The organism is Fusibacter ferrireducens (genome assembly GCF_015352425.1).
GTDB lineage: Bacteria > Bacillota > Clostridia > Peptostreptococcales > Acidaminobacteraceae > Fusibacter_A > Fusibacter_A ferrireducens.
Genome location: NZ_JADKNH010000011.1, coordinates 115,440 through 142,286, shown reverse-complemented (window position 1 = coordinate 142,286; position 26,847 = coordinate 115,440). Strand labels below are relative to the sequence as shown.

28 protein-coding genes are annotated in these 26,847 nt (G+C 36.0%); 1 reads left to right on the top strand and 27 read right to left on the bottom strand.

Annotated elements, in window-relative coordinates:
* Nucleotides 1-13: 13 nt before the first annotated feature.
* The 6 genes from ISU02_RS17480 to ISU02_RS17455 all read right to left on the bottom strand — a co-directional run bounded on the left by ISU02_RS17480 (nt 14) and on the right by ISU02_RS17455 (nt 6,641).
* Nucleotides 14-1,627, bottom strand: coding sequence for a glycosyl hydrolase family 18 protein (locus ISU02_RS17480; RefSeq protein ID WP_194703130.1), 1,614 nt, complete (start codon nt 1,625-1,627; stop codon nt 14-16).
* A gap of 70 nt (nt 1,628-1,697) precedes the next feature.
* Complete coding sequence (locus ISU02_RS17475; RefSeq protein WP_194703129.1) at nt 1,698-2,561, bottom strand: GerMN domain-containing protein; 864 nt, start codon at nt 2,559-2,561, stop codon at nt 1,698-1,700.
* Between the two features lie 9 nt (nt 2,562-2,570).
* On the bottom strand, nt 2,571-3,878 hold the full coding sequence (locus ISU02_RS17470) for a sensor histidine kinase (RefSeq protein WP_194703128.1): 1,308 nt from the start codon (nt 3,876-3,878) through the stop codon (nt 2,571-2,573).
* Between the two features lie 85 nt (nt 3,879-3,963).
* Nucleotides 3,964-4,668 carry a response regulator transcription factor gene (locus ISU02_RS17465; RefSeq protein ID WP_194703127.1) on the bottom strand — a complete coding sequence of 235 codons (705 nt, stop codon included), beginning with the start codon at nt 4,666-4,668 and terminating at the stop codon, nt 3,964-3,966.
* Between the two features lie 182 nt (nt 4,669-4,850).
* Nucleotides 4,851-5,888 carry a selenide, water dikinase SelD gene (gene selD / locus ISU02_RS17460; protein WP_194703126.1) on the bottom strand — a complete coding sequence of 346 codons (1,038 nt, stop codon included), beginning with the start codon at nt 5,886-5,888 and terminating at the stop codon, nt 4,851-4,853.
* A gap of 210 nt (nt 5,889-6,098) precedes the next feature.
* Nucleotides 6,099-6,641 carry a ComEA family DNA-binding protein gene (locus ISU02_RS17455; protein WP_207736377.1) on the bottom strand — a complete coding sequence of 181 codons (543 nt, stop codon included), beginning with the start codon at nt 6,639-6,641 and terminating at the stop codon, nt 6,099-6,101.
* A gap of 77 nt (nt 6,642-6,718) precedes the next feature.
* On the opposite strand from ISU02_RS17455, the gene ISU02_RS17450 reads away from it, so the two are divergent.
* On the top strand, nt 6,719-8,089 hold the full coding sequence (locus tag ISU02_RS17450) for a D-alanyl-D-alanine carboxypeptidase family protein (RefSeq protein WP_194703125.1): 1,371 nt from the start codon (nt 6,719-6,721) through the stop codon (nt 8,087-8,089).
* A gap of 125 nt (nt 8,090-8,214) precedes the next feature.
* Here ISU02_RS17450 and ISU02_RS17445 read toward each other — a convergent pair whose 3' ends face one another.
* From ISU02_RS17445 to ISU02_RS17345, 21 genes are all read right to left on the bottom strand, one after another.
* The gene (locus ISU02_RS17445) at nt 8,215-8,601 is read right to left on the bottom strand and encodes a RidA family protein (protein ID WP_194703124.1); all 387 of its coding nucleotides are present in this window, start codon (nt 8,599-8,601) and stop codon (nt 8,215-8,217) included.
* A 9-nt stretch (nt 8,602-8,610) separates the two neighbouring features.
* Nucleotides 8,611-9,243: a helix-turn-helix transcriptional regulator gene (locus ISU02_RS17440; protein WP_194703123.1), complete on the bottom strand. Its 633-nt coding sequence runs from the start codon at nt 9,241-9,243 to the stop codon at nt 8,611-8,613.
* A gap of 10 nt (nt 9,244-9,253) precedes the next feature.
* A complete protein-coding gene (rsfS, locus tag ISU02_RS17435) occupies nt 9,254-9,586 on the bottom strand; it encodes a ribosome silencing factor (RefSeq protein ID WP_194703122.1) in 333 nt (110 codons plus the stop codon).
* Nucleotides 9,587-9,761: 175 nt separating this feature from the next.
* On the bottom strand, nt 9,762-10,331 hold the full coding sequence (gene yqeK / locus ISU02_RS17430) for a bis(5'-nucleosyl)-tetraphosphatase (symmetrical) YqeK (protein WP_194703121.1): 570 nt from the start codon (nt 10,329-10,331) through the stop codon (nt 9,762-9,764).
* Complete coding sequence (nadD, locus tag ISU02_RS17425; protein WP_207736376.1) at nt 10,325-10,939, bottom strand: nicotinate-nucleotide adenylyltransferase; 615 nt, start codon at nt 10,937-10,939, stop codon at nt 10,325-10,327. Before nadD ends, yqeK begins: the two co-directional genes overlap by 7 nt.
* A gap of 128 nt (nt 10,940-11,067) precedes the next feature.
* The gene (yhbY, locus tag ISU02_RS17420; protein WP_194703120.1) at nt 11,068-11,496 is read right to left on the bottom strand and encodes a ribosome assembly RNA-binding protein YhbY; all 429 of its coding nucleotides are present in this window, start codon (nt 11,494-11,496) and stop codon (nt 11,068-11,070) included.
* Between the two features lie 10 nt (nt 11,497-11,506).
* Complete coding sequence (gene obgE, locus ISU02_RS17415) at nt 11,507-12,784, bottom strand: GTPase ObgE (protein ID WP_194703119.1); 1,278 nt, start codon at nt 12,782-12,784, stop codon at nt 11,507-11,509.
* Between the two features lie 571 nt (nt 12,785-13,355).
* A complete protein-coding gene (gene rpmA, locus ISU02_RS17410) occupies nt 13,356-13,637 on the bottom strand; it encodes a 50S ribosomal protein L27 (RefSeq protein ID WP_194703118.1) in 282 nt (93 codons plus the stop codon).
* 4 nt (nt 13,638-13,641) lie between these two features.
* Entirely contained in the window at nt 13,642-13,971 is a 330-nt protein-coding gene (locus ISU02_RS17405) for a ribosomal-processing cysteine protease Prp (protein ID WP_194703117.1), read from the bottom strand.
* A gap of 5 nt (nt 13,972-13,976) precedes the next feature.
* A complete protein-coding gene (gene rplU / locus ISU02_RS17400) occupies nt 13,977-14,285 on the bottom strand; it encodes a 50S ribosomal protein L21 (RefSeq protein ID WP_194703116.1) in 309 nt (102 codons plus the stop codon).
* A gap of 118 nt (nt 14,286-14,403) precedes the next feature.
* Nucleotides 14,404-15,801, bottom strand: coding sequence for a ribonuclease E/G (locus ISU02_RS17395; RefSeq protein ID WP_194703115.1), 1,398 nt, complete (start codon nt 15,799-15,801; stop codon nt 14,404-14,406).
* A gap of 7 nt (nt 15,802-15,808) precedes the next feature.
* Entirely contained in the window at nt 15,809-16,501 is a 693-nt protein-coding gene (locus tag ISU02_RS17390; protein ID WP_194703114.1) for a TIGR03936 family radical SAM-associated protein, read from the bottom strand.
* Nucleotides 16,501-18,327: a TIGR03960 family B12-binding radical SAM protein gene (locus ISU02_RS17385; protein WP_194703113.1), complete on the bottom strand. Its 1,827-nt coding sequence runs from the start codon at nt 18,325-18,327 to the stop codon at nt 16,501-16,503. Before ISU02_RS17385 ends, ISU02_RS17390 begins: the two co-directional genes overlap by 1 nt.
* Before the next feature lie 64 nt (nt 18,328-18,391).
* Complete coding sequence (gene rodA / locus ISU02_RS17380) at nt 18,392-19,501, bottom strand: rod shape-determining protein RodA (RefSeq protein WP_194703112.1); 1,110 nt, start codon at nt 19,499-19,501, stop codon at nt 18,392-18,394.
* Nucleotides 19,502-19,575: 74 nt separating this feature from the next.
* Nucleotides 19,576-19,842, bottom strand: coding sequence for a cell division topological specificity factor MinE (gene minE, locus ISU02_RS17375; protein ID WP_194703111.1), 267 nt, complete (start codon nt 19,840-19,842; stop codon nt 19,576-19,578).
* Between the two features lie 12 nt (nt 19,843-19,854).
* Nucleotides 19,855-20,652, bottom strand: coding sequence for a septum site-determining protein MinD (gene minD / locus ISU02_RS17370; RefSeq protein ID WP_194703110.1), 798 nt, complete (start codon nt 20,650-20,652; stop codon nt 19,855-19,857).
* A gap of 36 nt (nt 20,653-20,688) precedes the next feature.
* Nucleotides 20,689-21,438 (bottom strand): septum site-determining protein MinC, encoded by a 750-nt coding sequence (minC, locus tag ISU02_RS17365; RefSeq protein ID WP_194703109.1) that lies wholly within the window; start codon nt 21,436-21,438, stop codon nt 20,689-20,691.
* A 92-nt stretch (nt 21,439-21,530) separates the two neighbouring features.
* Entirely contained in the window at nt 21,531-24,380 is a 2,850-nt protein-coding gene (locus ISU02_RS17360) for a penicillin-binding transpeptidase domain-containing protein (protein WP_194703108.1), read from the bottom strand.
* A complete protein-coding gene (gene mreD, locus ISU02_RS17355; RefSeq protein ID WP_194703107.1) occupies nt 24,373-24,870 on the bottom strand; it encodes a rod shape-determining protein MreD in 498 nt (165 codons plus the stop codon). The genes ISU02_RS17360 and mreD overlap by 8 nt, the downstream gene beginning before the upstream one ends.
* Entirely contained in the window at nt 24,871-25,773 is a 903-nt protein-coding gene (gene mreC, locus ISU02_RS17350; RefSeq protein ID WP_194703106.1) for a rod shape-determining protein MreC, read from the bottom strand. It abuts the gene before it with no gap.
* Nucleotides 25,774-25,790: 17 nt separating this feature from the next.
* Entirely contained in the window at nt 25,791-26,816 is a 1,026-nt protein-coding gene (locus ISU02_RS17345) for a rod shape-determining protein (protein ID WP_194703105.1), read from the bottom strand.
* Nucleotides 26,817-26,847 lie beyond the last annotated feature (31 nt).

Sequence of the window (26,847 nt, the reverse complement as noted above, 5' to 3'; positions counted from 1 at the left end):
CTTCGTCCAATACTCATCTATTCAAAATAAATTGGTTCCAAAGATTTAAATACTTCGGAGAACTGTTAGCAGAATCTTTAATCTCTGGTATAATGCCCAATCTCCAAATTGAAACATTGTGTAACCCAAAGTACTTCATCATATCTATTTTGGCTTGAATACTGCGTTCGTCTTCGTACCAGACAATATTGCGCGTCTTGTCTACCAAATCTTCAAAAATGATATAAGTGCTTTTCATGGAATCCAAATAAGTGCTTTCAACGCCAGTACTTAATCTTGAAGAAATGGCATCATAAGTCGGATGATAAGGTATGTTATTGATGATTTGTCCATTAGAAAGTTTCCACTGAACCGAATCTATAGAAAACTGTAAAATGATCTTATCTTTATCCACTATGCCCGTATCCTTATCTGTGATTCCCTTTAATGCATAGTATAAATCATTGATTGCAACTAGAGGTGTGATCGTATATCCAGATTGCATTTCAGCACTTGTCAATTTTTTAGGATAAAAATCATGTGCCATTAAGATCACATAATCTGCCAATCGCCCAATGGATCTATAGTCATAGCCATCATAATAGGATAGGCCTGCTTTTCTAACGGGTTGAACTGCAACCATAAGTGATTTATCGATATCATTCAGAGCCACTCTTAAATTGGATAAAAATAAATTGAACTTAACGGCATTGTCACGCCCTTTTAACCCTTCAAAATCTATTAAAACGCCTTTATAATTAATTCTTTGACTGTTATTCACAAGATTGTTTGTAATAAGTGCAATGACATTTGAACTCGAATTCATATTATTTATAATCAATTCCGTTAATGGAATGTCCTTATTTGAATTCTTGTCATACGCCAATTCATCTTTAACCGTCACCATCAAATATTTGTCTACTTGGTTGTCGTCAGCCTCAGCAATCGCTTGCGTATATCCGCTAGGCACTCTGTACTCGTTATCATTTTGAGCACTGGTATTAAAGATGATCTCGTTGTTTACTCTAGAGAGCTCTATTCGACTCCAACCATAACTTAAAGCATTTAAACTGCTCACTTTGTCCAACTGACCATAGGAGCTGATTGCATAATATGAATGCAGTAAATCAATCTTTGCTTTCTTAATTCTATTGAGATGATAAATAAACGCAATAGCTTCTTCAGAAGTTAAAACATCATTGGGTCTAAAGATGGTATTGGCGGATGAAATCAGCCCAAAATCAGCTGCCAGCTGAACATAACCTTTATTGGAAGTCACATCTGTAAAAATCAGGTTGGAATTCTTAAGTTGTTGCGCCAACCAGTCATACCCTAAATATTTGATACTGATTCTTACAGCATCCATTCGAGTTAAAAGTTCTCCATCGCTTTTACTGTACTCCAGTTTATTCTGCGTCTTTATTTTAGTATGTTCTTCTACTTTAAAAATCCACGCAACAAATGTTTCATATGTGATTTTTTTCCCAAGAACGATATCTTCATTTTCATCCAATATCTCATCATTTTTTAGTGTTTCCACTAGATTATTCACCCAATGATCCTTTGGAATATCACCATTATCCGCTAAAGACAATTGAGAAATTAACATTATAACTATAAGTGTTGTTATTAAAACTTTTTTCACCATAAAAAAGAACCTCCACTTAAGTACATTATAAACGTTTTTCGTGGAAATTCTCATGACAATTATATTAAATTTAATTTCTAAGCAGATCTATTTTGTATTCTCCATCGATTAAAATAACTGTCCACTTTTTATAAAAATGAACTTGAACATCACTGGAATTCAAGTTTTTTAAGAATTTTACATAGATGACCCAACGGTCATTATATGTTTTAGTAAAGTACATGTCTCGGGTATAACCATTGATTTCATTATTCAATGTATTAGAGTATTTGGTAAAATCCATGTAGTCATAAATTTTCTTAGTATTATCTGTTAAGAGGTCATAAGCTAAGTCCAGACGAGATGAATTGATGTAGTCGACAAAATCAATTACAGAATCAGATGCCGTACGCTCTTTTACATAATTTAGGCTTTCCATTTTAGGCAAGGGATTTAGGAACGAATAACCCAACACTTTTCGATCAACGCGTTCACCATCAATGAGTAACTGGACGTTGAAAACACGTTTAATCTCTGTGAGGCTATTGACAATGGACCAAATATAAAGATCCAGTTCATCACTTTCCCAAAGGTCTGAATGCATGACATTGTTAGAAAGATTTAAATAACATGTGTTATTGGCATAATCCACAGAGAGCACATGAACATCATAGTCAAAAATACTCTTATACTTGACATTTTTAGGGCCATCTTGAATGGCCTTGAGCACTGCTTTTTCAAAATCGTTTTCATGTATGGCCACCTTTCGGTCTTCACCTCTAAGGGCATGGTCATAGACAAAGTAAATTCTTGTTGTAAAGGCAATTGTCTCTTTATCTGGAGATATATATTTAGAATCCATTATATCCGGATACGTACTATTGACATTGAGCCCAAATATCAAACTCGCTACGATCAGAATGAGGATTATAATGCTTCTTACTGGGAAATTCATAAAGTCCTCCTAATTCTTTGGCAGTATTATCGTTACATTCGTCCCTTGATTCATATGACTTGTAACTTCTATACTACCTTGATGTAACATGACAATCTGTTGGGCGATTGAAAGGCCTAGACCCGTGCCACCTGTCTTTCGTGCACGTGCTTCATCTACTCTATAAAAGCGATCAAATATATAGGGAATATCTTTTTCAGGTATCCCAATGCCATTGTCGACAATTGAAATGGCAATTGTATCCCTGTGATCCAATAGAGAAACATTGACCATCCCGTTTTCAGGAGTATACTTTACGGCATTTCCAATGATATTTAAAAGACACTGTTGCATCTTTTCCTGATCTAAATTAATCTGAATCTTGTTATTAGATACGAATGTCGTCTCTATATGTTTCTTCTGTGCAATGGGTCTTATGGTCTTTATGACTTTTTCAATGAGATAATTCACATAGGTGACGCTATAATCCAGTTCAATTTCATCCTTTTCAATGCGCACTAAATAAAGCAAGCTGTCAATGATGTTATTGAGCCGATCAATTTCACTGTTAATATCTTGCATAAATTCTCTGTAGATAGCTTCATCCCAATGCTCTTGTGACAATAATGTGTCTGAAAGAATCTTCATGGAAGTCATTGGCGTTCTGAGTTCATGCGATACATTGGACACAAATTTTTTGCGTCGGTCATCCACTTGGAACAGCTTCGCAGTCATAGAGTTAAAAGCGCTTCCGAGTTCACCGATTTCATCATTGCCCTTCACTTCTACTTTGGTCTGATAATTCCCAAGGGTGATTTTCTTAACCGATTCTGTTAAGAATTCTATAGGTGTGGAAATAATTTCTGCAAAGAGAACACTTATAAAGAAAGAAACAAATAAGGCGATTAAAAATATAATAATCAATTTGTCTAAAATACTTTGGACATTTTCAAAGATAAAGTCAGCATTTATAGACATAAAAATAACACCTATAATTTCATTTTGAAAGATAATCGGCACAGCTGTATACATCACATAACTCACCTCATGTTTGTATATATTCGCTGAATTCGTCCCCATTAAAGCGTATCTTACTTCAACTAGGTCTATGTTTTGACTTTCAAAATCATCATAAGAATCTAAAATCACATTCATCTTTTGATCAATGACTAAAACTCTCGCCGCAGAATCCAAGCTGTGTTGTTTGATGATATCTTCAACATAACTGCGTGTATATTGATTGTTGATATTATTCATATAAGGTGCAATTTGACTTGAAATGATATTACTTTGCGCCAATTGATTCATCTGAGTTTCAGAAACATTAGACTTGATCAAATAATCTCTTATAAAAAAGGTGGTCAACAAGAGTATAAATGCGATCAATATTAAATAGGTGGAAACAAGTTTCCACCTAATGCTTTTAAAGAACTCTTTTTTTCTTATTTTTAAAATAGTACCCAACTCCCCATTTGGTCAAGATATAATCTGGTTGAGAAGAATTCTCCTCAATTTTTTCTCTTAAGCGTCTTATATGAACATCCACAGTTCGAACATCACCAAAGTACTCATATCCCCAAATTGTCTCTAAAAGTTCTTCCCTAGAGTACACTTTTTCTTCATTCATCATCAAGAGTAAGAGCAGATCGAATTCTTTTGCAGTCAAATTGACATTTATTCCGTTAACAGCCACTTTTCGACCAAGCGTATTGATGTTGAAATCGCCAACATTAATTAAATTGGAGGCAATATGTTGATCAGAAACTTGAACACGCCTCAAAATAGCTTTTATTCTTGCTTTTAATTCAAGCATATTGAAGGGTTTCGTAATGTAGTCATCTGCACCGTACTCAAGGCCTAAAACCTTACTGGAATCATCATCTTTTGCAGTTAGCATCAATATTGGAACCATGGACTGCTCTCTTACTTTCTTGCATACTTCAAGACCATCCATTCCCGGTAACATCAAATCCAATATAACTGCCTCATATGCATTTTCAAGAATTTTATCATACGCTTCTTTGCCGTCCATCGCCGTTTCTACTTCATAGCCTTCTTGCTCTAAACTGAACTTCAAGCCCTTCAACAGAATAGGTTCATCATCAACTACCAAAATTTTCTCTGCCATAGTTTCACTCCAATCATAATTTTATTAAAATTTTAACAGCCTCATATTACCACGTTTTATTTCAAATATAAATTAAGCCTTTTAGCATCCATCTCATAAGTGTAACAATATATTACTGTATCTTCATTTATTTTAACAAGAATATTAATATTAATCAAATTAATAAAGATATCGTAATGAATTTATTTAACTTTCAAGTAATACGTCTCTTTTTCAAGGATTTTACCGACGACACAATAAGCCGTTCTAACCTGTTTTTGGAGTGAAGCCAAAACCGCCTCCAATTCATCTTCTGGAACGGCAAATAGTAAGCCCCCAGATGTTTGCGGATCACAAATCAAGTCCACAATAACCTCATCAACTTGCTCATCAATCCATGTATCAGCCTCAACAAAATACTTATTCTTATAGGCACCGGCTGGGATAATGCCCATGGCAGCCATTTCCTTAGATTCATCTATAAACACCAGCGATGAAGTGTCAATTTCTATGCTCACATGACTCCCCTTTGCCATCTCAAGTGCATGTCCCAACAGTCCAAATCCAGTAACATCAGTACAAGCATGAACTGAAAAGGATTCAATGGCCTCTTTTGCATATTTATTGAGTTCACTCATATTAAAAATTGCCTTTTTCACGGTTTGCTCTTTTAACAGGTTCTCTTTGAGCGCAGTGGAAATAACACCTATTCCAAGTGGTTTAGTGAGTATTAGCACGTCTCCAGGCATTGCGCCGTAGTTGAGCCAAATCTGTTCTGGGTGAACCATACCTGTACAAGAAAGGCCATACTTCGGCTCATTGTCTTCAATCGAATGCCCACCTACTAAAATCGCACCCGCTTCTTTGACTTTATCCGCACCGCCTTTTAAAATTGCCTTTAGAACTTCTGGTGCCAGACAATTTGGAAATCCAACAATGTTCATGGCAAGTGTAGGTTTGCCTCCCATGGCATAGACATCACTGAGCGCATTTGCCGCGGCAATTTGTCCGAAGTCATACGGATTATCCACAATAGGCGTAAAAAAGTCTAAGGTTTGTATCATTGCCAGTTCATCATTTATCTTGTAGACTGCAGCATCATCTGATGTTTCAAAACCAACTAATAATGCCTCATCTTCAAATTTAGGTAAATCGCACAAAACTTGTGCTAAGGTCTCAGGACCAATTTTAGCGCCTCATCCTGCACTGGCAGTATAAGCAGTTAATCTGATTTTTTCCATTGTGGCCCTCCTTTCTGCGTATTGATTCATGTATTAATTCTATTAACAGAATGCCAAAAGTCTGTTTCACAGTCCCCTTCTATACCATACTATGCCATGCTTTCTTGTGTACTTCTCGTAAACGATACCAGAAGATAGAGGATTACTCAACATTTGACTTTTAACGCTCTATTCTAGTATTATATCAAAAAGATTTTCATAAAAGTATCATTATCTCCCATTGAGGAGTTGTTCTAACTTTTTTTCTCCAATGCCCTTGACGGATAAGAGCGCTTTAAAGTCTGTGAACTCGCCGTGTAATTCTCTATAATCAATAATAGCCTGTGCTGTTTTTTCACCTATACCCTTAAAATGCATGAGTTCTTCTAAACCATATAAATTAAATTTTTCAACCGTAATATCCATTTTAATAATTGGATCAAAAATAGTGCTGGAATCATCCTTTGAATTCATTTTAGAATGATCCGATATTTCAGCATTATTGGAAGCGTCATTTGAAATATCATTTGAAATATCACTTGAAAAGTCACTTGGAATATCACTTGGAATTTCATCTGATCGTATAGCTTTGGATGATTCTGATACATTTGCCACAACTTTGCCTAAATTACTTGGTGTCTCATTTGCCTGAATAGGTTGAATCTCTATTGATCTGTATGATAAAATAGAGGTCTGTAAAGATGCATAAATATTGAAAAGCCTAAATAATACGAGCATTAAAACCACAACATATACTTTTCTCTTCGCATTCAAATTGGATCGCCCCCTTTTCATATCCAATTATATCATATCATTTCAGAAATTACCATAAAATACCATTTGGAGGATTTATGACACCTAGCCTATTGAGCAAGAAAATAAAAAAGATAACGCTTTTACTTTGTTTGATACTTTTCATTCTACAATTGACAATTGCTTTTGCAGAAGGTGAAGACGATTATACACTTACAGCAAGTGACCTTGTGGCAGAAAGCGCCATTTTAATAGATCAAAATACCGGTCAAATACTTTTCACTAAGAATGAAAACATCCCTATGTACCCTGCGAGTACAACTAAAATATTGACGGCTATTATCATTATTGAAGATTTAGATTTAAACCAAGAGGTCACCATTACTAAGGATATGGAAGGCGTTGATGGCAGTAGTATTGCTCTCGAAGCCGGCGAAGTATTGACGGTTAACGAACTCCTACACGCCATGCTCATGGTAAGTGCTAATGATGCAGCTGAAGCACTTGCAAAAACACATTCTGGCACAATTGAGAGTTTTGCTAAAGTCATGAATGAACGCGCAGCTTCAATGGGGGCACTTAACTCAAACTTTCAAAATCCTCATGGGCTTCCCGATCCGGATCACTTGACAACCTCTTATGACCTTGCAATGATTGCAAAATATGCAATGCAAAATGAAACTTTTAAAGCAATCATCATGACACCGAGATTTGAAATTCCTGCTAATGCCGTTAAAACAGAAATACGCTACTTAAATCACTCCAATAAATTCATCACTGGCGTACCGGGCTCAAGTGATAAAATAGCTTATAGAGGCAGTAACGTGACAAAGGGCTATGAACTTATGACTGGCATCAAAAGTGGCTATACGACAAAAGCATTACATTGTTTTGTCGGCGCAGCCACATTAGATGGTCGCAGTTTTATCTCTGTTATTTTAAAGTCTCAGGGTACTAATATGTATATTGATACCAGAAAATTAATCGACTATGGCTTGTACGGCACGATAACTTATGAGCTCTATGCACTTGGTGAAGAAGTGAATATAAAAACACTTGACGATAAAAGAAACACTTCTATACATTTAATCACTGAAGGCCCACTCTCTGTCAACTTACCGACCAATTTATCCGTTGCAGATCTCAATCGACAGGAAACGATTCAAGATCAAATTACGCTACCCGTTGCAAAAGGTGAAGTATTGGGCCGAGTATCATACTATCTAAATGATTTACTCGTGAGCGAAGTCAATCTTGTCTCTGCTGACACTTATCTTGGTGAAGACCTGATCACTGTTGAAACAAAAACATTTTCAGAACCCAAGAGTGACTTCTTCAATTTAAAAAATATGCTTATGCTGACACTTAAAGTCTTTTTAGCCCTTGTTCTATGGCGTACAATCGCAACATTAAATCGACTGAGACAAAAAAGACAAGCACAATTGATTCAAAAGAGATCTACAAAATAGACACATAAAAAAATATATGGAAAAAAGCATAAAAAATAAGAGATGTTAAAGTTCATTTGATCACTGAACTCCAACATCTCTTTTTACTTGTCTTCACTTTGATTGAGTTGAGAAATTACTGCTCTTTATTTTTGTCCAACATATGCAATCATTTCAATTTCAACATCAGCACCAAGTGGTAAATTTGCAACTTCAAAAGCAGCTCTAGCAGGCTTATGATCTGTAAAGTACTCTGCATAAACAGCATTCATATCCGCAAATTGAGTGATATCATTTAAAAGAACAGTCACTTTTACAACATCATTTAAAGATGCGCCTGCTTCTTCTAAAATCGCTTTTGCATTCTCTAACGATTGTTTAGTTGCCAATTTGATATCACCTTTAACGAGTTCGCCTTTTCCAGGAATTAAAGGTACTTGTCCTGAAACATAAATAAATCCACCGGCTTCTACGCCTTGAGAATATGGTCCTACAGCTGCTGGTGCTTTTTCTGTTGCGATAATTTTTAACATAAATTCCTCCTATTTAGTTTCTCGAATACCATCGAGATAGTTATAAATTGTATATCTTGAAACTTGCAAAGCATTTGCAACATAATCAATAGCCCCTTTAATTAAAAAGACGCCCTTTTCTTCTAAATCTTTTACAATACTTACTTTTTCATCTTTAGTAAGGTAAATCACTGGTCTGCCAAATTTATGGATTGTACTCTCCACGATATCATACAGAACATCATTGACTTTGTTTACTTCCCCAATCGTTTCAAGTTCATTCTCATCAACTCTACAAAGTTCATTCATGACATTTCTTGCACTGAGCATATCTGTAATATCGAAATTGATGCACATACAGCCAATAATTTCTTGATCTAGATCTCTAATAAATGTTGTTGTGGATTTGAGCTCTCTGCCTAGAGTACTCTTTCCAGTATAATTATATACATCATGTCCCTCTTGGTGTCTGTTAATCTTTTCTAGAATAGAGTCTGTCATCTGAGTTTCGATGGTTCTTCCCGTCACATGTCCATTGAAAATAGCTACAATTGAACTCTCAAGATTGCTAAAATCGTGAATGACAACTTCACAATTTGAACCGAAGGTTTCTGCAACCCCTTTTGCCACTGTTATAAAATTCTCAAGAATTGGATGAATCATATTTCGCCCCCTAAATTTCAATGTATTTTGCATCACTCCAAATGCGTTCAAGATCATAATAAGCTCTCGTTTCCCTGTTAAAAATATGGATGACTATATCTGTATAATCCATAAGAACCCACTCACCGTTTCGCTTGCCCTCTTTATGTCTGGGAAAAATCTGCTCTTTTGCAAGTTCTTTTTCTATGTGTTCACTGAGAGCGTTGATGTGGGTTGATGAAGTTCCCGTTGCCAATATAAAATAATCTGCAATCGTAGTGACTTCAAAAAGGGATAAGGTAACAATATCTTGAGCTTTCTTATCTGACAATAATTCATGTATTTTTTTTATTACTTTTTCCATTCTACACTCCTAAGATATGAATATCCTAAACGAAAAGTTAAATTTATGCAATAGCAATTAGCATAAAAAGGTACAAAATATAGATAAAAAGCATAATTAGACCTTGATTTTTGAAATTTTACCTGTAAAAAAGATAGTAATGACCATTATTATCATTAAAAGGTTATCTTGGTCATCATAAGTGCATCTCTTTAATGGACTCAATCATCTGATAAGTATTCTGATGCATTTCTTGATTATTTTCTTTAAAATAATCAAGAGTCAATTCATAAAACTTTAAAATAGCCGCATCAATATCTATTCTTGCAAGTCTCCTGAGTTCTTCTACACCCTCAAAACATCTGGATTCTTCAATAACATCTGCCATATAGACAATTTTGGACAAAAGCGACATGTCTTTGTGACCGTAAGTATGCCATCTTACAGCTTCCAAAATGTCATGATCTTCACATTCAAATTTTTTTTCCAGTATAATCGCACCAATTTCACCATGGGCCAAATTCGGATTTTGACGAATTGTTGGGTCCATTTCAATTTGATATTGATCAATATAGGTGCGAGCTTCTTGAATATTCATTTCTTTGGCAATATCATGTCCCAGAGAAGCATACTCTGCTTTATAGACGTCAATATTATAAATCAAAGCCAATTCCTTGGCAATTTTAGCCACTCTTACAGTGTGTTTATACCTTTTCTTTGACAAATGTGATTTCAAATATCGCTTTAGTTTATAAGTACTCAACATAAGTATAACTTCTCTTTACAAATGTAATTTTCAACAGTTTCTGGCAATAGATATTTAATGCTCTTACCTTCACACACCCGATTTCTGATATCCGTTGAACTGATTGCCAACGCAGGCACAGAGCAAAGCTCAATATGAGCCCCTAATTCTAAAGAGAGTTCTTCGATCTTTTCTTTCAGTACATGTTCATCAACACCTGGTCGTGAAGCACCGATGAATTTCACATACTTCACAAGCTCTTTATAACTCTTCCATGTATCTAATAATATAATGGCATCTGCACCCGTTATAAAATACAGTTCTACAGGCGTATTATATAAGACTCTAAGCTCTTTTATCGTATCAATCGCATAGGTGATCACTTCTTTTTTAATTTCGATATCTGAAACTGTGAAATGGGGATTGGAAGCAGTGGCAAGCATGGTCATCATATATCGATGCATCTTGTCTGTCGGTTTATGTTCTTGTTTATGAGGTGCATTGCCCACTGGAATAAAAACAATTTGATCCAAGCTATAACTCGCTCTGATTTGTTCAGCAAGCATTAAATGTCCATAGTGTATCGGGTCAAATGTTCCCCCCATAATGCCAATTTTTTTAATCTGCATGATCTCATACCCCTTTAATATCTAGACTCAACAATACCCTATTAGTATGATGACTGTTGTTTTTAAATCATCTCAATAGGCGATTTAAAAACAACAGTCATTAAATTAAAAAATGAAATGGCTTAAAATTATTTAAGCTTTTTAAGCTTGGATTTTTTGCCACTAAGCGGTTTAGAAATACGTCCACCTTTTTTGCTTAAACGCTCTTTATCAGAGGCATTTTGATTTTTCTTCATCATATTGATTTTAACTCTAGTGTTGTCCGCACCAGGAATTTCTAACATTGGATTTTCTCTCGATTGTCTATAAATCGTAAACTTATTGCCAATCGCTTGAACAAATTCTGCATCAAGTGCCTTTGCAACCTCATTTGCAGCAGCAGTGGCATCTTCTAAACTATTATCTAAAACATTGACTTTAACGAGCTCGTGATGCTCAATCAAATCATTCATCTGTGCTAAAAAACGATCAGATATGCCTTCTTTTCCAAGCTGAGCCAGTGGCTTCAATTTATTGGCAAGACCTTTTAAATAACTTCTTTGTTTTCCAGTTAACATTTAACTTCTCCTAACCATAGAATTCAAATTCTAAATCAAATATTCTTACAGTATCACCATCTTCTATGCCTAATGTCCTAAGATGATCAAATACACCTTTGTTTTTAAGGACATTTTGGAATCTTCTCAAGGATTCAATATCGCTAAGATTCGTGGAAAACATTAATCTTTCAAGATACTCTCCCTCAATGCAGTAGACATCATCATCCATGAAGTAATTTATTTCAGAAGAATCAGATAAATCCAATGCTTCGACAAAATAATCCTCTTCATCAATTAAAGGCGCATCCGGAGTTGTGTCTAAAAGCTCAGTGACAAAGTTTAAAAGTGCATCAACACCTTGTCCTGTCGCTGCAGAAATTGGAAATACCTTATAGCCATCAGCTTCAATCTTCTCAGTAAATATCAATAATTGTTCATCGTCAAACAGCAAATCCATTTTATTCGCAGCGACAACTTGAACTCGATTGGACAATCTTTCATTATAGCCAAAAACTTCTTTGTTGATTGTACAGAAATCCTCATAGGGATCTCTGCCTTCAATACCTGAAATATCAACCACGTGAATCAATACCTTTGTTCTTTCAACGTGTCTTAAAAAATCAAGTCCTAATCCGATCCCTTCCTTGGCACCTTCAATCAACCCGGGAATATCTGCTATTACAAAACTTTTTCCTTTAACCGCTTCCACAACACCTAAATTGGGTTGAAGCGTTGTAAAGTGATAGTTAGCAATTTTAGGTCTCGCTTGAGTTGTGGCAGCCAAAAAAGTGGATTTGCCCACATTCGGGTATCCCAACAGCCCCACATCTGCAAGCATTTTAAGTTCTAAAACGATATTGCGTTCATATCCTTTTCCACCTTTTTCAGCGAAAGTAGGCGCTTGACGCGTCGAAGTCGTAAAATGTGTGTTGCCTTTTCCACCACGGCCACCTTTTGCCAAGATTGCGCTTTGGTTTTTTTCTTTTAAATCTACAATTACTTTCCCAGTTTCTGCATCTCTGATGATTGTTCCCTGTGGTACTTTAATGATTAAATCTTCAGCACATTTACCGGTCATTTTCTTTTTACCACCGTCTTCTCCATTTGCACAGATATATTTTCGCTGGTATCTAAAATCCATAAGTGTTCTCATGGCATCGTCAACAACTGCAACAACATTGCCGCCACGGCCGCCATCGCCACCATCTGGACCCCCATCTGGTACATACTTTTCTCTTCTAAAGCTGACTTTGCCATTACCGCCATCGCCTGCTTTAATATATATTTTTGCTACATCAACAAACATTTTACACCTCTTCTACACAAGGTATCGCTTTAAGTTATCAAAAAAAACAGATGTTTCTTTTAAAATCATGAACCATACTCTTATTCTACCAATTATTTATCATTTATCAAATCTATTTATCAAGTTTATTTATCAAGTTTATTTATCAAGTTTATTTAAACATATACTCAGTCCGCTTCGCTGCCTTCGTAACCCTTTGCAATCCTGTCGGATTGGATTCAGCGGGAGCGCTGAATCGGGAAAATGAACCCTCACTTTAATAAGTGAGGCTTTATTTTTAAACATATACTCAGTCCGCTTCGCTGCCTTCGTAACCCTTTACAATCCTGTCGGATTGGATTCAGCGGGAGCGCTGAATCGGGAAAATGAACCCTCACTTTAAGAGGTGAGGCTTTATTTTTAAACATATACTCAGTCCGCTTCGCTGCCTTCGTAACCCTTTACAATCCTATCGGATTGGATTCAGCGGGAGCGCTGAATCTGGAAAATGAACCCTCACTTTAAGAAGTGAGGCTTTATTTTCCAAAGGGTTATATTAAAAATGTCCATCATGGCTGATGGACATTTTAGACTAAGCTTCGTATACGCTTACTTGTTTTTTATCTCTACCTTTTCTTTCAAACTTCACAACGCCTTCTACTTTAGCGAATAAAGTATCATCGCCACCGATGCCAACGTTATTACCAGGATGAATTTTAGTGCCTCTTTGTCTAACTAAGATGCTTCCAGCACTTACTGTTTGTCCATCAGCTCTTTTTACGCCAAGTCTCTTCGAATGAGATTCACGACCATTTTTAGAAGAACCAACACCTTTTTTACTTGCGAATAACTGTAAGTTAAAAGTTTTTAACATCTTCTTACACCTCCTCTATTCTAAGTCTCACGTACTCTGGGTACGTTCCTTCTATACCTTCTATACCGACTATGAAAGTAGCAAATATAATATTTGTGGTTTCAGATCGATATGCCTGTTCAATACTAAGTGACAAATGTCCATTTTTAATTTTAAGATCTAATGACGCCTCAGGGACTTCCCCGATTTGTTCAAGAGCATTCGCTACAGTTTGCGCCAAAGTTGAAACCGCACCACAAACAAGATCTCTACCCGGCTCATCTGAATATGCATGTCCTGATAGTTTCAATTTATAATAGTGATCACTTGTCTTTGTAACATCAACTCTAATCATTTTAATTATAAAGTGATGTTATCAATTTTAACTTTTGTATATGGTTGTCTATGGCCTTGTTTTTTTCTGTAATCTTTCTTGCTTTTGTATTTGAAGATGATTACCTTAGGACCTTTACCATTTTTAACAACAGTTCCAGTAACTTTAGCAGAAGAAACAGCTTCGCCAACTTCTAAGCCAGCGTCTCCAGAAACTGCTAAAACTTGTTCGAACACATAAGAGTCTCCTTCGTTTACATCTAACTTTTCTACGAAGATTTCATCGCCTTGTTGAACCTTATATTGTTTACCACCAGTTTGAATAATTGCGTACATATCGCACCTCCTCTATCCTTTCTCGCCAAAACTAGGTACACTCACGTGTTTCTATTAACCCGTTTCATGCGGCTACCCGAATAATGTTATCACACAGACATTGAAATGTCAACTGTTATTACTCTGGCATCGTTGAAATTTTATAATATTGATTTTTTTGATTATTCTTCTCGAGCTTTATCTTCATGGGCATATCGGAAAAAATAGATTTTTGGGCTAAAAACAGATAGAGTTCTGGAACCACTTCCAAAACAACCCGCTTTGTATTGGTGTGTTCAGATAGACGCACCAGTTCAAAGTAGAGTTCGTTTGCGGTCCAATAGAGCAAATCTTTTTCTCTAAAATCAATGCTCAGCACATCCAATATCGAGGGTTTAATGCGCTTTCTAGTCATTTCAAGCAGTCCCAATTTAGTGATGCCCAAAATATGAAAATCATCATCTCTTGTAAAAACAGTCTCACTCAGTTCCTTTAAGAAAGTCATTTCATTATGAGATCCCATATCTATGAAATCAATCAGAATAACGCCACTGATATTTCTCGCCAAAAGTTTATCCTTAATTGCTTGTGCAGACAATAGATTGACCTCACGTGTCATATCTGCTTTTGAAGCCGCTTTATATTGCCCAGAATTTACATCGATTATCGTAAACGCCTCGAGTTCATCCAGCGTAAAACTGTAACCCTCTTTGTATTTAAAGAGCGTTTCAAAGAGAAAAGCTTTGATGTTGAGCCCCATTTCCTTAAAGAGGGCATTTTTAGATTTTACGGCTTTTAAAGTGTTTTTTTCAAAACCAAGCTCTAAGAGCGTTGTCTTTAAAGAGGCGTTCGTATATTGAACCATTTCAACCTCTGAACTGTAAAATTGCCTATACATGCTTTCAAAGAATCCGTTTGCTTCATATAGTTGAATTACTTTGCTAGATAGGTTTATGATCTTTTCAATGCGCTTCCAAAGATCATACATTCTCATAACATCCCTTTGAATCATCGAAATATCTGAAACTTCATTGACAATACTGCGTATAATCCAACCACACTCAGCGTTATCAATAGATCTAATTTGAGTTTCTATCGCTGCCTTTGGAATTTTTTCGGTAATTCTCTTAGAGTACTTTACACCTCTTGAAAAGGGCAATAGAACAACATATTTGCCTGCTAAGGAGATGTCAGTTGTCAGTTGAGGTCCTTTTACTTGATAACTCTCTTTACTCACTTGAACAGGTATGAGTTGATTTTTAGACAAAAGTTTATTCAGCGGCAATTTTTTTTGATCTCTTGGAACACGTCTCAGGATTTCCTTTTTCTGCAAAAAACCATTCATAGATGTCCCAATATCCACAAAAACACCTTCGATCTCATCAGAAAATTGAATGATTTTACCCAAATAGATATTACCTAAAATATTTTGACGCTCATGGTTTTCAATAATCACATGTTCCAGCGCTCGTGTTGATTGAACATACAAGACTGCAATATCTAAAATTGGACTTTGATCTATGGTAATCGCTTTCATTCAGCACCTACAATTCATAAAGAGATACAAGCTTCTTATCAACTGTCATGAACAGATTAATACGTTCCACTTCAATTTGTTCAATTTCTTTTTCATTTTTACAAAAATTCAAGAAAAGATTTGCAAGAAGTTCTGGATTAAGACTGCCCATACTGCTATTCGATGCCAGTGTAGCTCTTAAGATCAACTCATTTTCTTCTTTAAAAATAACACTAAAACTTTTTACGAGTTCCAAAGCGTTAACCGTTTTCATGGTTCCCTTCTTGGTTTTTTTCTCATAATGAATGGCCTCTTGATTTAAAAAGCTCTCTGCTCTTTCTTCAAAAGGGTATTCAGAAACAGAAGCGCCAAAGTCGATTCTAATCATATATTCTGAAAAATCTATGCTCGCCATCAGTGCTTTCTTAGAGTCCACATACTTGGCTTTAATAATTTGGATTCCATCTGGGAATTTCATCTGAAGCACATGCTCCAAATCTATTCTCTCATTTAATTGTACTTCCATAATTTCAGCTTGACTTGAAAATCCAACAGATAGCGGTGCTGCAAAAGTCATCTTCGGATGTGGATTAAAACCCTCGGAAAACTTAAGAGGCAATTTTTGAAATCTAAAAACACGTTCAAAGAGTTTCATGAGTTCAAGATGAGACAGATATCTCATGTACTTTTGTTTTGTATATACAATTCGTAAAGTCTCCATTAACATGCACCGCCTATAATATTTACATTTACGCCACAAGCTGTACAGCCCTCTCTACAGTCTATAGTTGTAACGCCACTTAATGCTTTTTCATTTTCTGAAATCAAGTAGTCTTTAGTGACACCTGGATCAATTATATCCCAAGGAAATAACTCATTGTAATCTCTTTTTCTTACAGTATAAAAGTCTGGATCGACACCACAAGCTTCAAAGGCTTGCATCCAAATGCTGTAATCAAAATATTCTTGCCACCCGTCAAACTTGGCACCCAACTCAAAGGCCTTTAAAATCACTTTAGACAGCTTTCTATCCCCTCTTGCGAAGACGCCTTCTAAAACGCTTGTTTTAGGATCATGATAATTGTAAACCACTTTTTTATTGATCAATTTTGTTTTTAAATAATCTATTTTTTCATAAAAATCATCCATAGTACTCTGAGGCATCCATTGGAAAGGTGTAAATGGCTTAGGAACAAAACAAGATGTACTCACCGTAACTTGAACCGATTTTTTCATACTTTCCGGCTTAACTTGCTTGAAAATATAAGTGCCTAAATTGGCGATATCACTGATGCCGTCAAGATCTTCATGCGTTTCAGTTGGCAATCCGATCATAAAGTAAAGTTTTACGCGAGACCATCCCAATCCAAAAATACTTCTGAAAGTAGTCTCTATATTTTCTGATGAAACGCCTTTATTGATGACATCCCTTAACCTTTGAGTCCCAGCCTCTGGCGCAAAAGTCAAGCCGGTTTTTCTTATTTTTTGAATTTCCTTGACCACATCTACTGAAAAACTGTCTAATCTGAGTGAAGGCAAGGATACGCCAATACTCTCCTTTTCATATTGTTGGACTAAATCAGAAACCAGAGTCTCTATAGAAGAGTAATCCATTGTACTCAAGGAAGTCAGTGAAAATTCTTCAAAACCCGTTGTGGAAAGAATTTTGTCCACATTAGATTTTATCGTTTCAGGAGACTTCTCTCTGACAGGTCTGTATATCATACCCGCTTGACAGAAACGACACCCCTTCGTACAACCTCGAAATATCTCAATTGCAGCCCGATCATGAACGACATCTGCAAAAGGTACAATCATCGTTTCGAGTTGAAAGCCCTTATCAAAATCTCTCACAATCCGCTTTTTAATTTTTTCAGGTACATCTGCCTTACGATTGACCTCTACAAGAATACCCTTTTCGTCATAAACGGGTTCATAAAATTTAGGGACATAGACGCCTCCTATTTTTGTCGCAGCAAGAAGCATTTCATCTTTGGTGATTTTACCCGCTTTATAAGGCCTGTAGACTTCAATAAACTCTATCAGCTGTTCTTCACCCTCTCCTATAAAAAAGAGGTCCACAAAGTCCGCTATCGGCTCAGGATTATATGCACAGGGTCCACCAGCTACTATCAATGGATGAACATCTGATCGATCCTTGGCATAAAAAGGAATGTGCGACAAGTCAAGCATGTTGATTATATTGGTGTAACTGAGTTCATACTGGAGTGTGAATGCAAGAACATCCATATCCAACAATTTGGATTTTGTCTCCAAGGTCACAGTGGTTTGATTGTTTTCTCTAATAAGTTCTTCCATGTCTTTCCATGGTGAAAAAACACGCTCACAAAAAACATCCTCTTCTTTATTCAGCAAGCTGTAAATGATTTGAAGCCCTAAATAACTCATCCCCACTTCATAAACATCTGGAAAACAAAATGCAAACCGAATCATTTCAGCCGTGATTTCCTTATTAAAAGTATTGATTTCACCGCCAATATATCGAGATGGCTTCTCAACTCTTTGAAGCATTGCTTCTAATTTCATTATTTCCTCCTATAAAAAAACATGTAAATATTTATACGCAAAACCCTTAGGCAAGACTATTTCTCTAGTACATAAAGGTCCCTTTTTTACGTCTTATATATATTGTTTGTACCAATCCAATGGCAATCATGCTGGTTACAATTGAAGATGCACCATAGCTGAAAAAAGGTAGCGTTATCCCTGTAACTGGCATCACGCCCATTGTCATCCCTATATTTTCGATAATTTGAAAGGCAAACATAAAAATAATACCCACGATGATATTGGAGCCAAATTCATCTTTTGCTCTGTAACTTAAAATCAAAAGTCTTAATAAAAACATAAAATATAAAACGATCAGAGCGAGACCTCCAACAAATCCCGTTTCTTCAGCAAAAACAGCAAATATAAAATCACTTTCTTGAACGGGCAAATAGTCTAATCTATGGTATACGCCTTGAAAAATCCCCTTACCATACATTTGACCTGAACCAATTGTTATTTTTGACTGCATCACGTGATAATTGCCTGGTAATGTTAAATCTTCAGGATTTAAAAAGGCATCAATTCTTTCCTTTTGATGAGATTTCATCATCTTGTAGATGATGGGTGAAATCAAAACAGAAAGTGCACCACCAAGTGCAATATACCTATATTTTAAGCCATTTGTAAACATCATGCCAAAAGTGATGAGCACAAAAACAAGCCCAGATCCAAGATCGGGTTGTTTAAGAACTAATACAAGAAATGGCAAAAGAATGACACCACATTTTAAAATATCCATGAAAGTTCTTACACCATGATTTTTTTCGAGAAATTTAGAAAAAAAGATGATGTATCCAATCTTAGCCAGTTCACTGGTTTGAATATCTATGGAGCCAATCTGAATCCAACTTCTCGCACCACCACGTACTACGCCGAGCCCAGGAATATAAACAAGAAGTAAAAGTGCAATCGAAACGAAAAATATGCTCAAATAGAACTCTCCAAAAATTTCATAGTCGACGAGTTGCATTAAAATAACAATCACTAGGCCTATGGCAAATGAGATCATCTGCATTTTAAATTGTCGTGTAACGCCATCAATTTGAACATTAGTAGCGCTTGCAATAGCCACTAAACCAACAGAAAAAATGATCAAAATAATGGCCATCAGTAAATAATCAAAATTTGTAATGGCTTTTTTAAAATTCACTTTGCACCTCTGGCATTCATAAAAAATAATTTTAATTTACAGCTGAAAAAAAGGTCCTAAAAAGGACCTAGAGCTTATCTTTTCATGTTTTTGATTGGAATACTTGCAACAAGAACAGGTCTACCAGATGAATCATCTCTAGTCCGTGTAATTTTGATATCTAAATTTGAAGTATCGTAATCCACATGTTCAGATATAGAAGAGAGTATGTCAGTTTTTAAAAGTTCTAACAGCTCAGGTGTGCAGTTTGTCCTATCGTGCACTAAAACAAGCTTTAGTCTTTCTTTAGCGACATCCTTACTCGAAGCTTTTGTATTTAAAAAACCAAATAAGTCAAACATTTCTTCCCCCCCTTACTTTCCAAATGAGAATGCTCTTTTTAATTTTTCAAAAAAGTTTTCTTGAACGTCAAATTGTAAAAATGGGACTTCATCTCCGATAATTCTCTTCGCAATATTTCTAAAAGCTGTACCTGAGATAGAGTTGTCCTTACATACAGCAGGTTCACCTCTATTGGTGCTCATGACAACTTCTTCATCATCGGGAACGACACCAATCAAATCAATGGCAAGAATGTCTTCAATATCTTCTACATTCATCATTTCACCACGTTTGACCATATCCACTCTCAAACGGTTGACAATTAGCCTTGGATCGTGAACCTCTGCGGCTTCCAAAAGACCAATAATTCTGTCTGCATCTCTAACCGCAGATACTTCTGGGGTCGTCACAACAATGGCACGATCTGCACCAGCAATTGCATTTTTAAAGCCTTGCTCAATGCCCGCTGGACAATCAACAATGACAAAATCAAAAGTTTTTTTCAAATCATCAATGAGTTCTTTCATCTGAACCGGATTTACCGCATTTTTATCTTTAGTTTGTGCTGCCGGCAAAAGGCATAAATTTTCAAATCTTTTGTCCTTAATCAAAGCCTGTTTTGCACGACAAACACCCGTGACAACATCCACTATATCATATACAATTCTATTTTCTAATCCTAAAACAATGTCTAAATTTCGAAGTCCAATATCTGCATCGATAACACAGACTTTTTTGCCTTCCAGTGCAAGTGCTGCACCAATATTCGCAGTAGTTGTCGTTTTGCCAACTCCGCCTTTACCAGAAGTGATAACAATTGCTTCACCCATATATAACCCTCCAAATCTCATATAAGATCATAAAAATTAATGACACTTTTCTATTTTAATAAGTCCATCACTGACATAAGCCTTTTCAGGAATCATGTTATAAGTCGCTTCATCGTCATTCGGTGGTACTGAAATAAATTTTGAAATTCTAATTTGTGTGGGCTTGAGTATGTTGGCGATAACAACCGCCTCATCATTGCCTGCAGAACCTGCATGAACAAATCCAAGTAATTTTCCCATAACCACAATGTTGCCTTCAGCAATAATTTCTGCACCAGGATTCACATCACCTATAACAATCACATTTCCTGGAAACTCAACACTGCTCCCAGATCTCAGCGTACCATACACAAACTTGGTATCACATCGCATGCTATGAACATGAGTATTCACATCAGATGCATTTTGATTTTGATCTGAGCTTTCCACTTGGATATCAGGATCTTTTTCTTCAGCTTCTGGCATTTCAACTTTAGGCGTATCCTCTTTTTCTGCTGCAATTTCATTGACAACAATCGAAGGTTTTTGACGTTTCTTTTGATCATCATAAGGTTCTAAACTCTCAACATAAAGACCAGCTTCCACAATGACATCTTCAACAGCAGATTTTTGCTTATAGCTATATTTTACACCATTTAGGCCAATAATTCTTGTCCCCTTGTAAAAATCCCCTTTTTTGACCAAAAGTTGTTTTAAATAGATCAGAACTTTATCAAATTCAACATTTTCGTCAACGACCATAAATAGACCATTTAATTTGCCTTTAAATTCGACAGGGCCTTTCATAGATATTTATCACCACCAAACTTTAACAACTTATATTTTATAGCATTTTTACAGTTACTTCAATCAATTAAATAAAATATATGCCATTTACCTTATTTTTCTGGTTCTTCTGGTATTGTTAAATTAAAATATTTGGCATAAACATCTCTGGCAACAGGTGCACCATATGCACCATGACCACCTTGAGGAATAACCACAACCACTGCAATTTCAGGGTTATCATAAGGCGCAAAAGTAGCAAACCAAGAATAGTTGTCATAAGGCAATCTATATTGATTAATATCTTCATTTGTCAATGTATCACCTGAAAGCTCTTTAATAGCAGCTCTCATAGCATCACCTTTATTGAGGTAATCTCTTGCAATCAATAAATTAAGTTTCTCTTCTTTTTCAATTTTTTTGGCTTCATCGACTTCTTCATTTTTTGCTTTTTCAAGTTTTGAAAGCTCTTCACTACGTTCTTTGATGATTTCAACCGTACGCTTCTCTACGTCTTCTAAAGCAATTCCAGGTGCAAAGGCAGACAAGTACTCTGTTAAATATTGAATTTCATCAAGTGGCGGAATGAGACCTTCTTTTTCTGCTGTTCCTGTCTTTGCAGCAACATCAATTGGAAACTTGCCAAATATTTTTCGAGCAGTTCCCTCAGAACCTTTTGCCGCACTCAACATCCCTTGTTGAAGCACATCAATATAGCCATGCGTATCGAAAGAAACCTGTTCCCCTTGATTCTTAACAATTGATTCATTGCCAACTTTTTTGACAACAGATAACTCTTTCAAATAACCGCCATTGGCAAGTGTAGCCACATAACGTGCCATTTGGACAGGTGTATAGGTATGATCCCCTTGTCCGATAGAAAGGTTAAACGTGTCCCCTTCATACCATTTCATCAAGTTGAAATAATCGTATTTGATGATGTCCGCTAAATTTTCAGTGACATAGTAATCTGAATTCGAACCCAACTCAATCAGTTTTTTGATCAGAGTCCCCCGTGAAGGATTTTCATCTGCCCAAGAGACGATTTCATCAATTACAGCCTGTAGTTTTTCAGAATCTTTTACAATGTCCTCTTCAAAATAATTTTTAGCAATGTTTTTGAGATGACGACTCAATAAAATTTTAATGGTTCTCTTTTTCTTATCTGGATCTGGAATACCAAAAGATGACTCCGCAATTTCTATGCCGGTAGGTTCATCCAATCCAAATTTTTTAGATTCATCCACAATGATTTGTGGTGTAATGGTATAGTTCAGAGGCTTGTTTTTATAAAAATCTTTTCCAGTAGCAACGTCGAAGAAATAATAGTTGCATGAAACTTCCAGTGCTCTGATCATATCAACCAAACCATGTTTTGCTCTGTAGTCATTCCAAAGCCAGCAGGCATATCTCTGATTTCCAATTTCCACATACCCGTTATCGTACAATTTTTGATACGGATCTAGCCCCTGCTCCATAGCCGCAAACCCAGTGATCATCTTATAGATGGAACCTGGTTGAATAGCCATCATTGTGGCTGAATTAAACAACGGCCGAGCTGCGAGCGGATTTCTTGTATTCACTGGATTCAAAGAATTCCAATCCTCTTGACTGATCCCAGTGGAGAACAAATTGATGTCATAAGAAGGATAGCTTGCCATGGCGAGAATTTCACCTGTGTTGACATTGACAACAACTGCCGCCCCTGTCTCTGCTTGTGGAAATGCCTCACCGTAATTATAATCACCCCAAGGACTTTCAAACTTACCACCCTTTTGTATTTCCTTTAAGGCCTTTTCTAAACTTTCTTCTAAAGTTTTTTGCAATTCAAGATCAACAGTCAAGTATAGATCATCACCCGAGGTTGCTTTTTTAGATTCTAAACCATAAGCTTTTTCATCTATATCTTCAACATATTTTCCATAAACATCAACCTCAATGTACTTGTATCCATTTTCACCATGTAAATTGAGTTCATAATTACCTTCTATACCGACCTTACCAATGACTTGATTCGGATTGTATTTGTTTTGGGTCACATATTTTTCGGTTTCTGCTTCTGAAGATATTTTTCCCATATAACCCAAGATATGAGCAGCAGTTGAACCATTCGGATACGTTCTTATGGACTCATAGGAGATGGACGTCCCCGGAAACTCGTAACCCTTTTCTTGTATCTTCACAGCCGTTTCATGTTTAACAGACGGGGCAATGACAATGGGTTCATATTTGTAATAACCTTTTTCTTTAATGGCATGTCTAAACACTAAAATTTTATATGCATCTTCATCCGACATGTCCTTAGGAATTTTAAAATCATTGCGACTTCTAATGATGGCAAATGCCTCTTCTGCTGGGGCATTTTCATCAATACCATACATTTTCAGAAAAGTGCCCTTATAAATTTCATCTAAAAACTTCATTTTTGAAGTTGAAATAGGCATATACTTGCCCTGATTGTATAAAATTTTGAAAGCTTCATAGTCACTGAGCGATGTATCCAAATAGTTTCGACTTCTGACTTCTTTAAAAATATCTGAAGCCGTCATACTCAGATCATAGCCATTGGACTCTTTCCATTTTTTTATATTATCATCATAGACATATCTAAATTCACCCTGATCTATTATAATGGGAAACTCAATATGACTCTCATCTTCTGATTCTAGAAAATCATACAAATTAATTGCTAAATGGGTGAAGCTTTCAGCTGGAATTACGCCGCTGTTGAGCTTTAAAACAAAGCCAACATTACTCGTCGCTAGAATTTCACCATTTCGATCGTATATATCGCCTCTCTTAGCATAAGTTTCAATCTGTTTAATTCGATTATTAATAGACTTGTCATAATACATGGCCCCTTGAATAATCGTAAGGTCATAAAGTCTATATCCCAATAATGTAAAGACAATGACAAAGAAAATTATGATTTGATTTTTTCGATTAAAAATATGTTTAAGCATTAAAATCACCTAGTTTATACCCATTCAGCTTTTTGAAAATTACAGAGTAAAAGAACAGTCCCAAGACACTATTATAAACAATCTCTGTCACTATTTTTACAATTAAGAGCGACAATGGGATTGTTGACTGTAAGAAAAACATCATGATATAAAAGAGTATATGATAGAGCACTGTTGCAAATGCAATTAAAAAAAACGGCGTTAAAAAATTGCCTTTAAACATGACGCGCTCCAGCCTGATGACCACATACACAATCAAGACGTATAACAATAAATTAATGCCCAGAATCTTTCCAAGAAAGACATCTTGTAGAGCGCCACATGTTAAAGCATAAATATAAGCATGCTTATCTGAAAAAAGCGCCACAAAGACAATAGATAAAATGATGCATAAATTGGGCAATGCATCATTTATTCTAAAAATTTGAAATATTGTACTCATTAATATAAAGTTTATCAATCCAATTAGTACCACATACCGATATTTCATCTATTCTTTCACTCCAGTTGGTTCAGTTGGTTTAGTTTGATCCGTGGATTCAACTTGATCCGTTGTCTCGGAGGATTCATCAGTTTCATGATAGGGAATGACCATTACCTTATTGATCTTTTTAAAGTTTACGGCCGGCACCACTTTGATTTTCTTTAAAAACAAATCTTTGTCATCCACAACCTCATATATTCTGCCAATCAATATGCCCTTTGGATACATGCCCAACCCTGATGTGACAATATAATCATTCACATTTACAACAGCCTTTGGATCATATAACTCACCAACGAGTTCATAGTTTGACGTTCCATTTAGTATGCCATCATAATCATCTGTTACTCTGAGCATCTCAAACCCAACTGCAGATTTATGATCTATAATAGAAATAATCTTTGACCAATTATCCCCCACTTCATAAACCAACCCCACAAGGCCATTGCCATTAATGACAGTGCTATTTTTTACAATACCTTGATTACGCCCAGCATCAATGGTAAACATATTGAACCAGTTGCCAATATCTTTGGAAATAACATTACACGACACGTAATCACTTATGCCAAAACGGTTGATATACTTCATGGATTGACTTAAATCTTCAAGTTCTTTGAGCTCTTTTTGTTGAAGCGTTAAAGCGACAATTTGTTCTTTTAGATTCTCATTTTCTAGCGTTAAATCCTCGTTTAAGGTCTTGTAGTTTAAAACATTAATAATAGGCTCCGTCTTCTCATCTACAAAATTTCCAATACCGCTTAAGAATCTTTGCACAGGAGAAAGAACCGTGCCCAATTGATTTTCTATAAATGTTATCCGCTCTCTGCCGCCAAAAGAAATTGCCATTAGAACAATTAAAATGATCCCCATTAAAACAACAATCCATTTTTTATACCGCTCATTCATGAAATCACCATCACGAATTAAAGAGATCTAGAAGAAATAAAAACTTCTTTTAAGTCATTAAAGCTCTCAACCGCTTTACTTGTGCCCACTGCAACACAATCCAATGGATTTTCGGCAATTCTCACTGGCATGCCTGTTTCTTTTTTAATGAGTTTATCTAAATCCGTTAGAAGCGCACCGCCTCCAGCAAGTACAATACCAGATTGATAGATGTCCGAAGCAAGCTCAGGAGGTGTTTTTTCAAGTGTAGATTTAACCCCTTCTACGATTGCTTGAATAGGCTCCTTAATAGCCTCATAAATTTCACTTGAATGTAAGACCAGCGTATTCGGAAGTCCAGTCACCAAATTCCTTCCAGTTACCTCTATTGTACGTTCAATAGAAGGCAAAAGTGCACAAGCTATGCTCATTTTTATATTTTCAGCTGTTCGCTCACCAATCATTAAACTGTATTTTTTGCGCACATAATTGATAATGGAATCATCCAATTCATCCCCTGCAATTCGAATCGATCGACTCGTAACGATCCCTCCTAATGAGATCACCGCAATTTCAGTCGTTCCACCACCAATATCCACAATCATGCTTCCAGTAGGTTCAGTAATTGGAAGATCCGCACCAATCGCAGCAGCCATAGGTTCTTCAATTAAAAAAGCATCTTTTGCGCCTGCAGATAACGACGCTTCATACACAGCTCTTTTCTCAACTTCAGTCACTTGTGAAGGAATGCCAACAACCACTTTTGCGCCTGTGAGAAAATTCATATTTGGAACAGCTTTGTTGATAAAGTATCTGATCATTTTCTGCGTAATATCAAAATCCGCAATAACCCCATCTTTAAGAGGTCTGATCGCTCTGATCTGTCCTGGAGTTTTCCCAATCATATCTTTTGCTTCCTTACCTACTGCCAAAACATGTCCTTTATCGTTAATGGCAACCACGGAAGATTCTCTAACGACTATCCCTTTGCCCTTTACACACACCAACGTATTTGCTGTCCCTAAATCGATCCCTAACTGTTTATAAAATAATCCAAATCTCATCTTTAAATTTCCTTTCACATTTTATAATTTC

Bases quoted from the DNA above. Each gene is read 5' to 3' on its own strand.
- ISU02_RS17445 (WP_194703124.1), bottom strand. From the start codon at position 8,601: ATGTTAAAAATTATCGCAACAGAAAAAGCACCAGCAGCTGTAGGACCA.
- ISU02_RS17345 (WP_194703105.1), bottom strand. From the start codon at position 26,816: ATGAGATTTGGATTATTTTATAAACAGTTAGGGATCGATTTAGGGACA.
- mreD (WP_194703107.1), bottom strand. From the start codon at position 24,870: ATGAAATATCGGTATGTGGTACTAATTGGATTGATAAACTTTATATTA.
- rpmA (WP_194703118.1), bottom strand. From the start codon at position 13,637: ATGTTAAAAACTTTTAACTTACAGTTATTCGCAAGTAAAAAAGGTGTT.
- minE (WP_194703111.1), bottom strand. From the start codon at position 19,842: ATGTTTGACTTATTTGGTTTTTTAAATACAAAAGCTTCGAGTAAGGAT.
- yqeK (WP_194703121.1), bottom strand. From the start codon at position 10,331: ATGTTGAGTACTTATAAACTAAAGCGATATTTGAAATCACATTTGTCA.
- mreC (WP_194703106.1), bottom strand. From the start codon at position 25,773: ATGAATGAGCGGTATAAAAAATGGATTGTTGTTTTAATGGGGATCATT.
- nadD (WP_207736376.1), bottom strand. From the start codon at position 10,939: ATGCAGATTAAAAAAATTGGCATTATGGGGGGAACATTTGACCCGATA.
- ISU02_RS17360 (WP_194703108.1), bottom strand. From the start codon at position 24,380: ATGCTTAAACATATTTTTAATCGAAAAAATCAAATCATAATTTTCTTT.
- ISU02_RS17475 (WP_194703129.1), bottom strand. From the start codon at position 2,561: ATGAATTTCCCAGTAAGAAGCATTATAATCCTCATTCTGATCGTAGCG.
- ISU02_RS17390 (WP_194703114.1), bottom strand. From the start codon at position 16,501: ATGGAGACTTTACGAATTGTATATACAAAACAAAAGTACATGAGATAT.
- minC (WP_194703109.1), bottom strand. From the start codon at position 21,438: ATGAAAGGCCCTGTCGAATTTAAAGGCAAATTAAATGGTCTATTTATG.
- yhbY (WP_194703120.1), bottom strand. From the start codon at position 11,496: ATGTTAACTGGAAAACAAAGAAGTTATTTAAAAGGTCTTGCCAATAAA.
- rsfS (WP_194703122.1), bottom strand. From the start codon at position 9,586: ATGGAAAAAGTAATAAAAAAAATACATGAATTATTGTCAGATAAGAAA.
- minD (WP_194703110.1), bottom strand. From the start codon at position 20,652: ATGGGTGAAGCAATTGTTATCACTTCTGGTAAAGGCGGAGTTGGCAAA.
- ISU02_RS17480 (WP_194703130.1), bottom strand. From the start codon at position 1,627: ATGGTGAAAAAAGTTTTAATAACAACACTTATAGTTATAATGTTAATT.
- obgE (WP_194703119.1), bottom strand. From the start codon at position 12,784: ATGTTTGTTGATGTAGCAAAAATATATATTAAAGCAGGCGATGGCGGT.
- ISU02_RS17405 (WP_194703117.1), bottom strand. From the start codon at position 13,971: ATGATTAGAGTTGATGTTACAAAGACAAGTGATCACTATTATAAATTG.
- ISU02_RS17395 (WP_194703115.1), bottom strand. From the start codon at position 15,801: ATGAAAGCGATTACCATAGATCAAAGTCCAATTTTAGATATTGCAGTC.
- ISU02_RS17450 (WP_194703125.1), top strand. From the start codon at position 6,719: ATGACACCTAGCCTATTGAGCAAGAAAATAAAAAAGATAACGCTTTTA.
- ISU02_RS17465 (WP_194703127.1), bottom strand. From the start codon at position 4,668: ATGGCAGAGAAAATTTTGGTAGTTGATGATGAACCTATTCTGTTGAAG.
- ISU02_RS17440 (WP_194703123.1), bottom strand. From the start codon at position 9,243: ATGATTCATCCAATTCTTGAGAATTTTATAACAGTGGCAAAAGGGGTT.
- ISU02_RS17385 (WP_194703113.1), bottom strand. From the start codon at position 18,327: ATGAAATTAGAAGCAATGCTTCAAAGAGTTGAGAAGCCATCTCGATAT.
- rplU (WP_194703116.1), bottom strand. From the start codon at position 14,285: ATGTACGCAATTATTCAAACTGGTGGTAAACAATATAAGGTTCAACAA.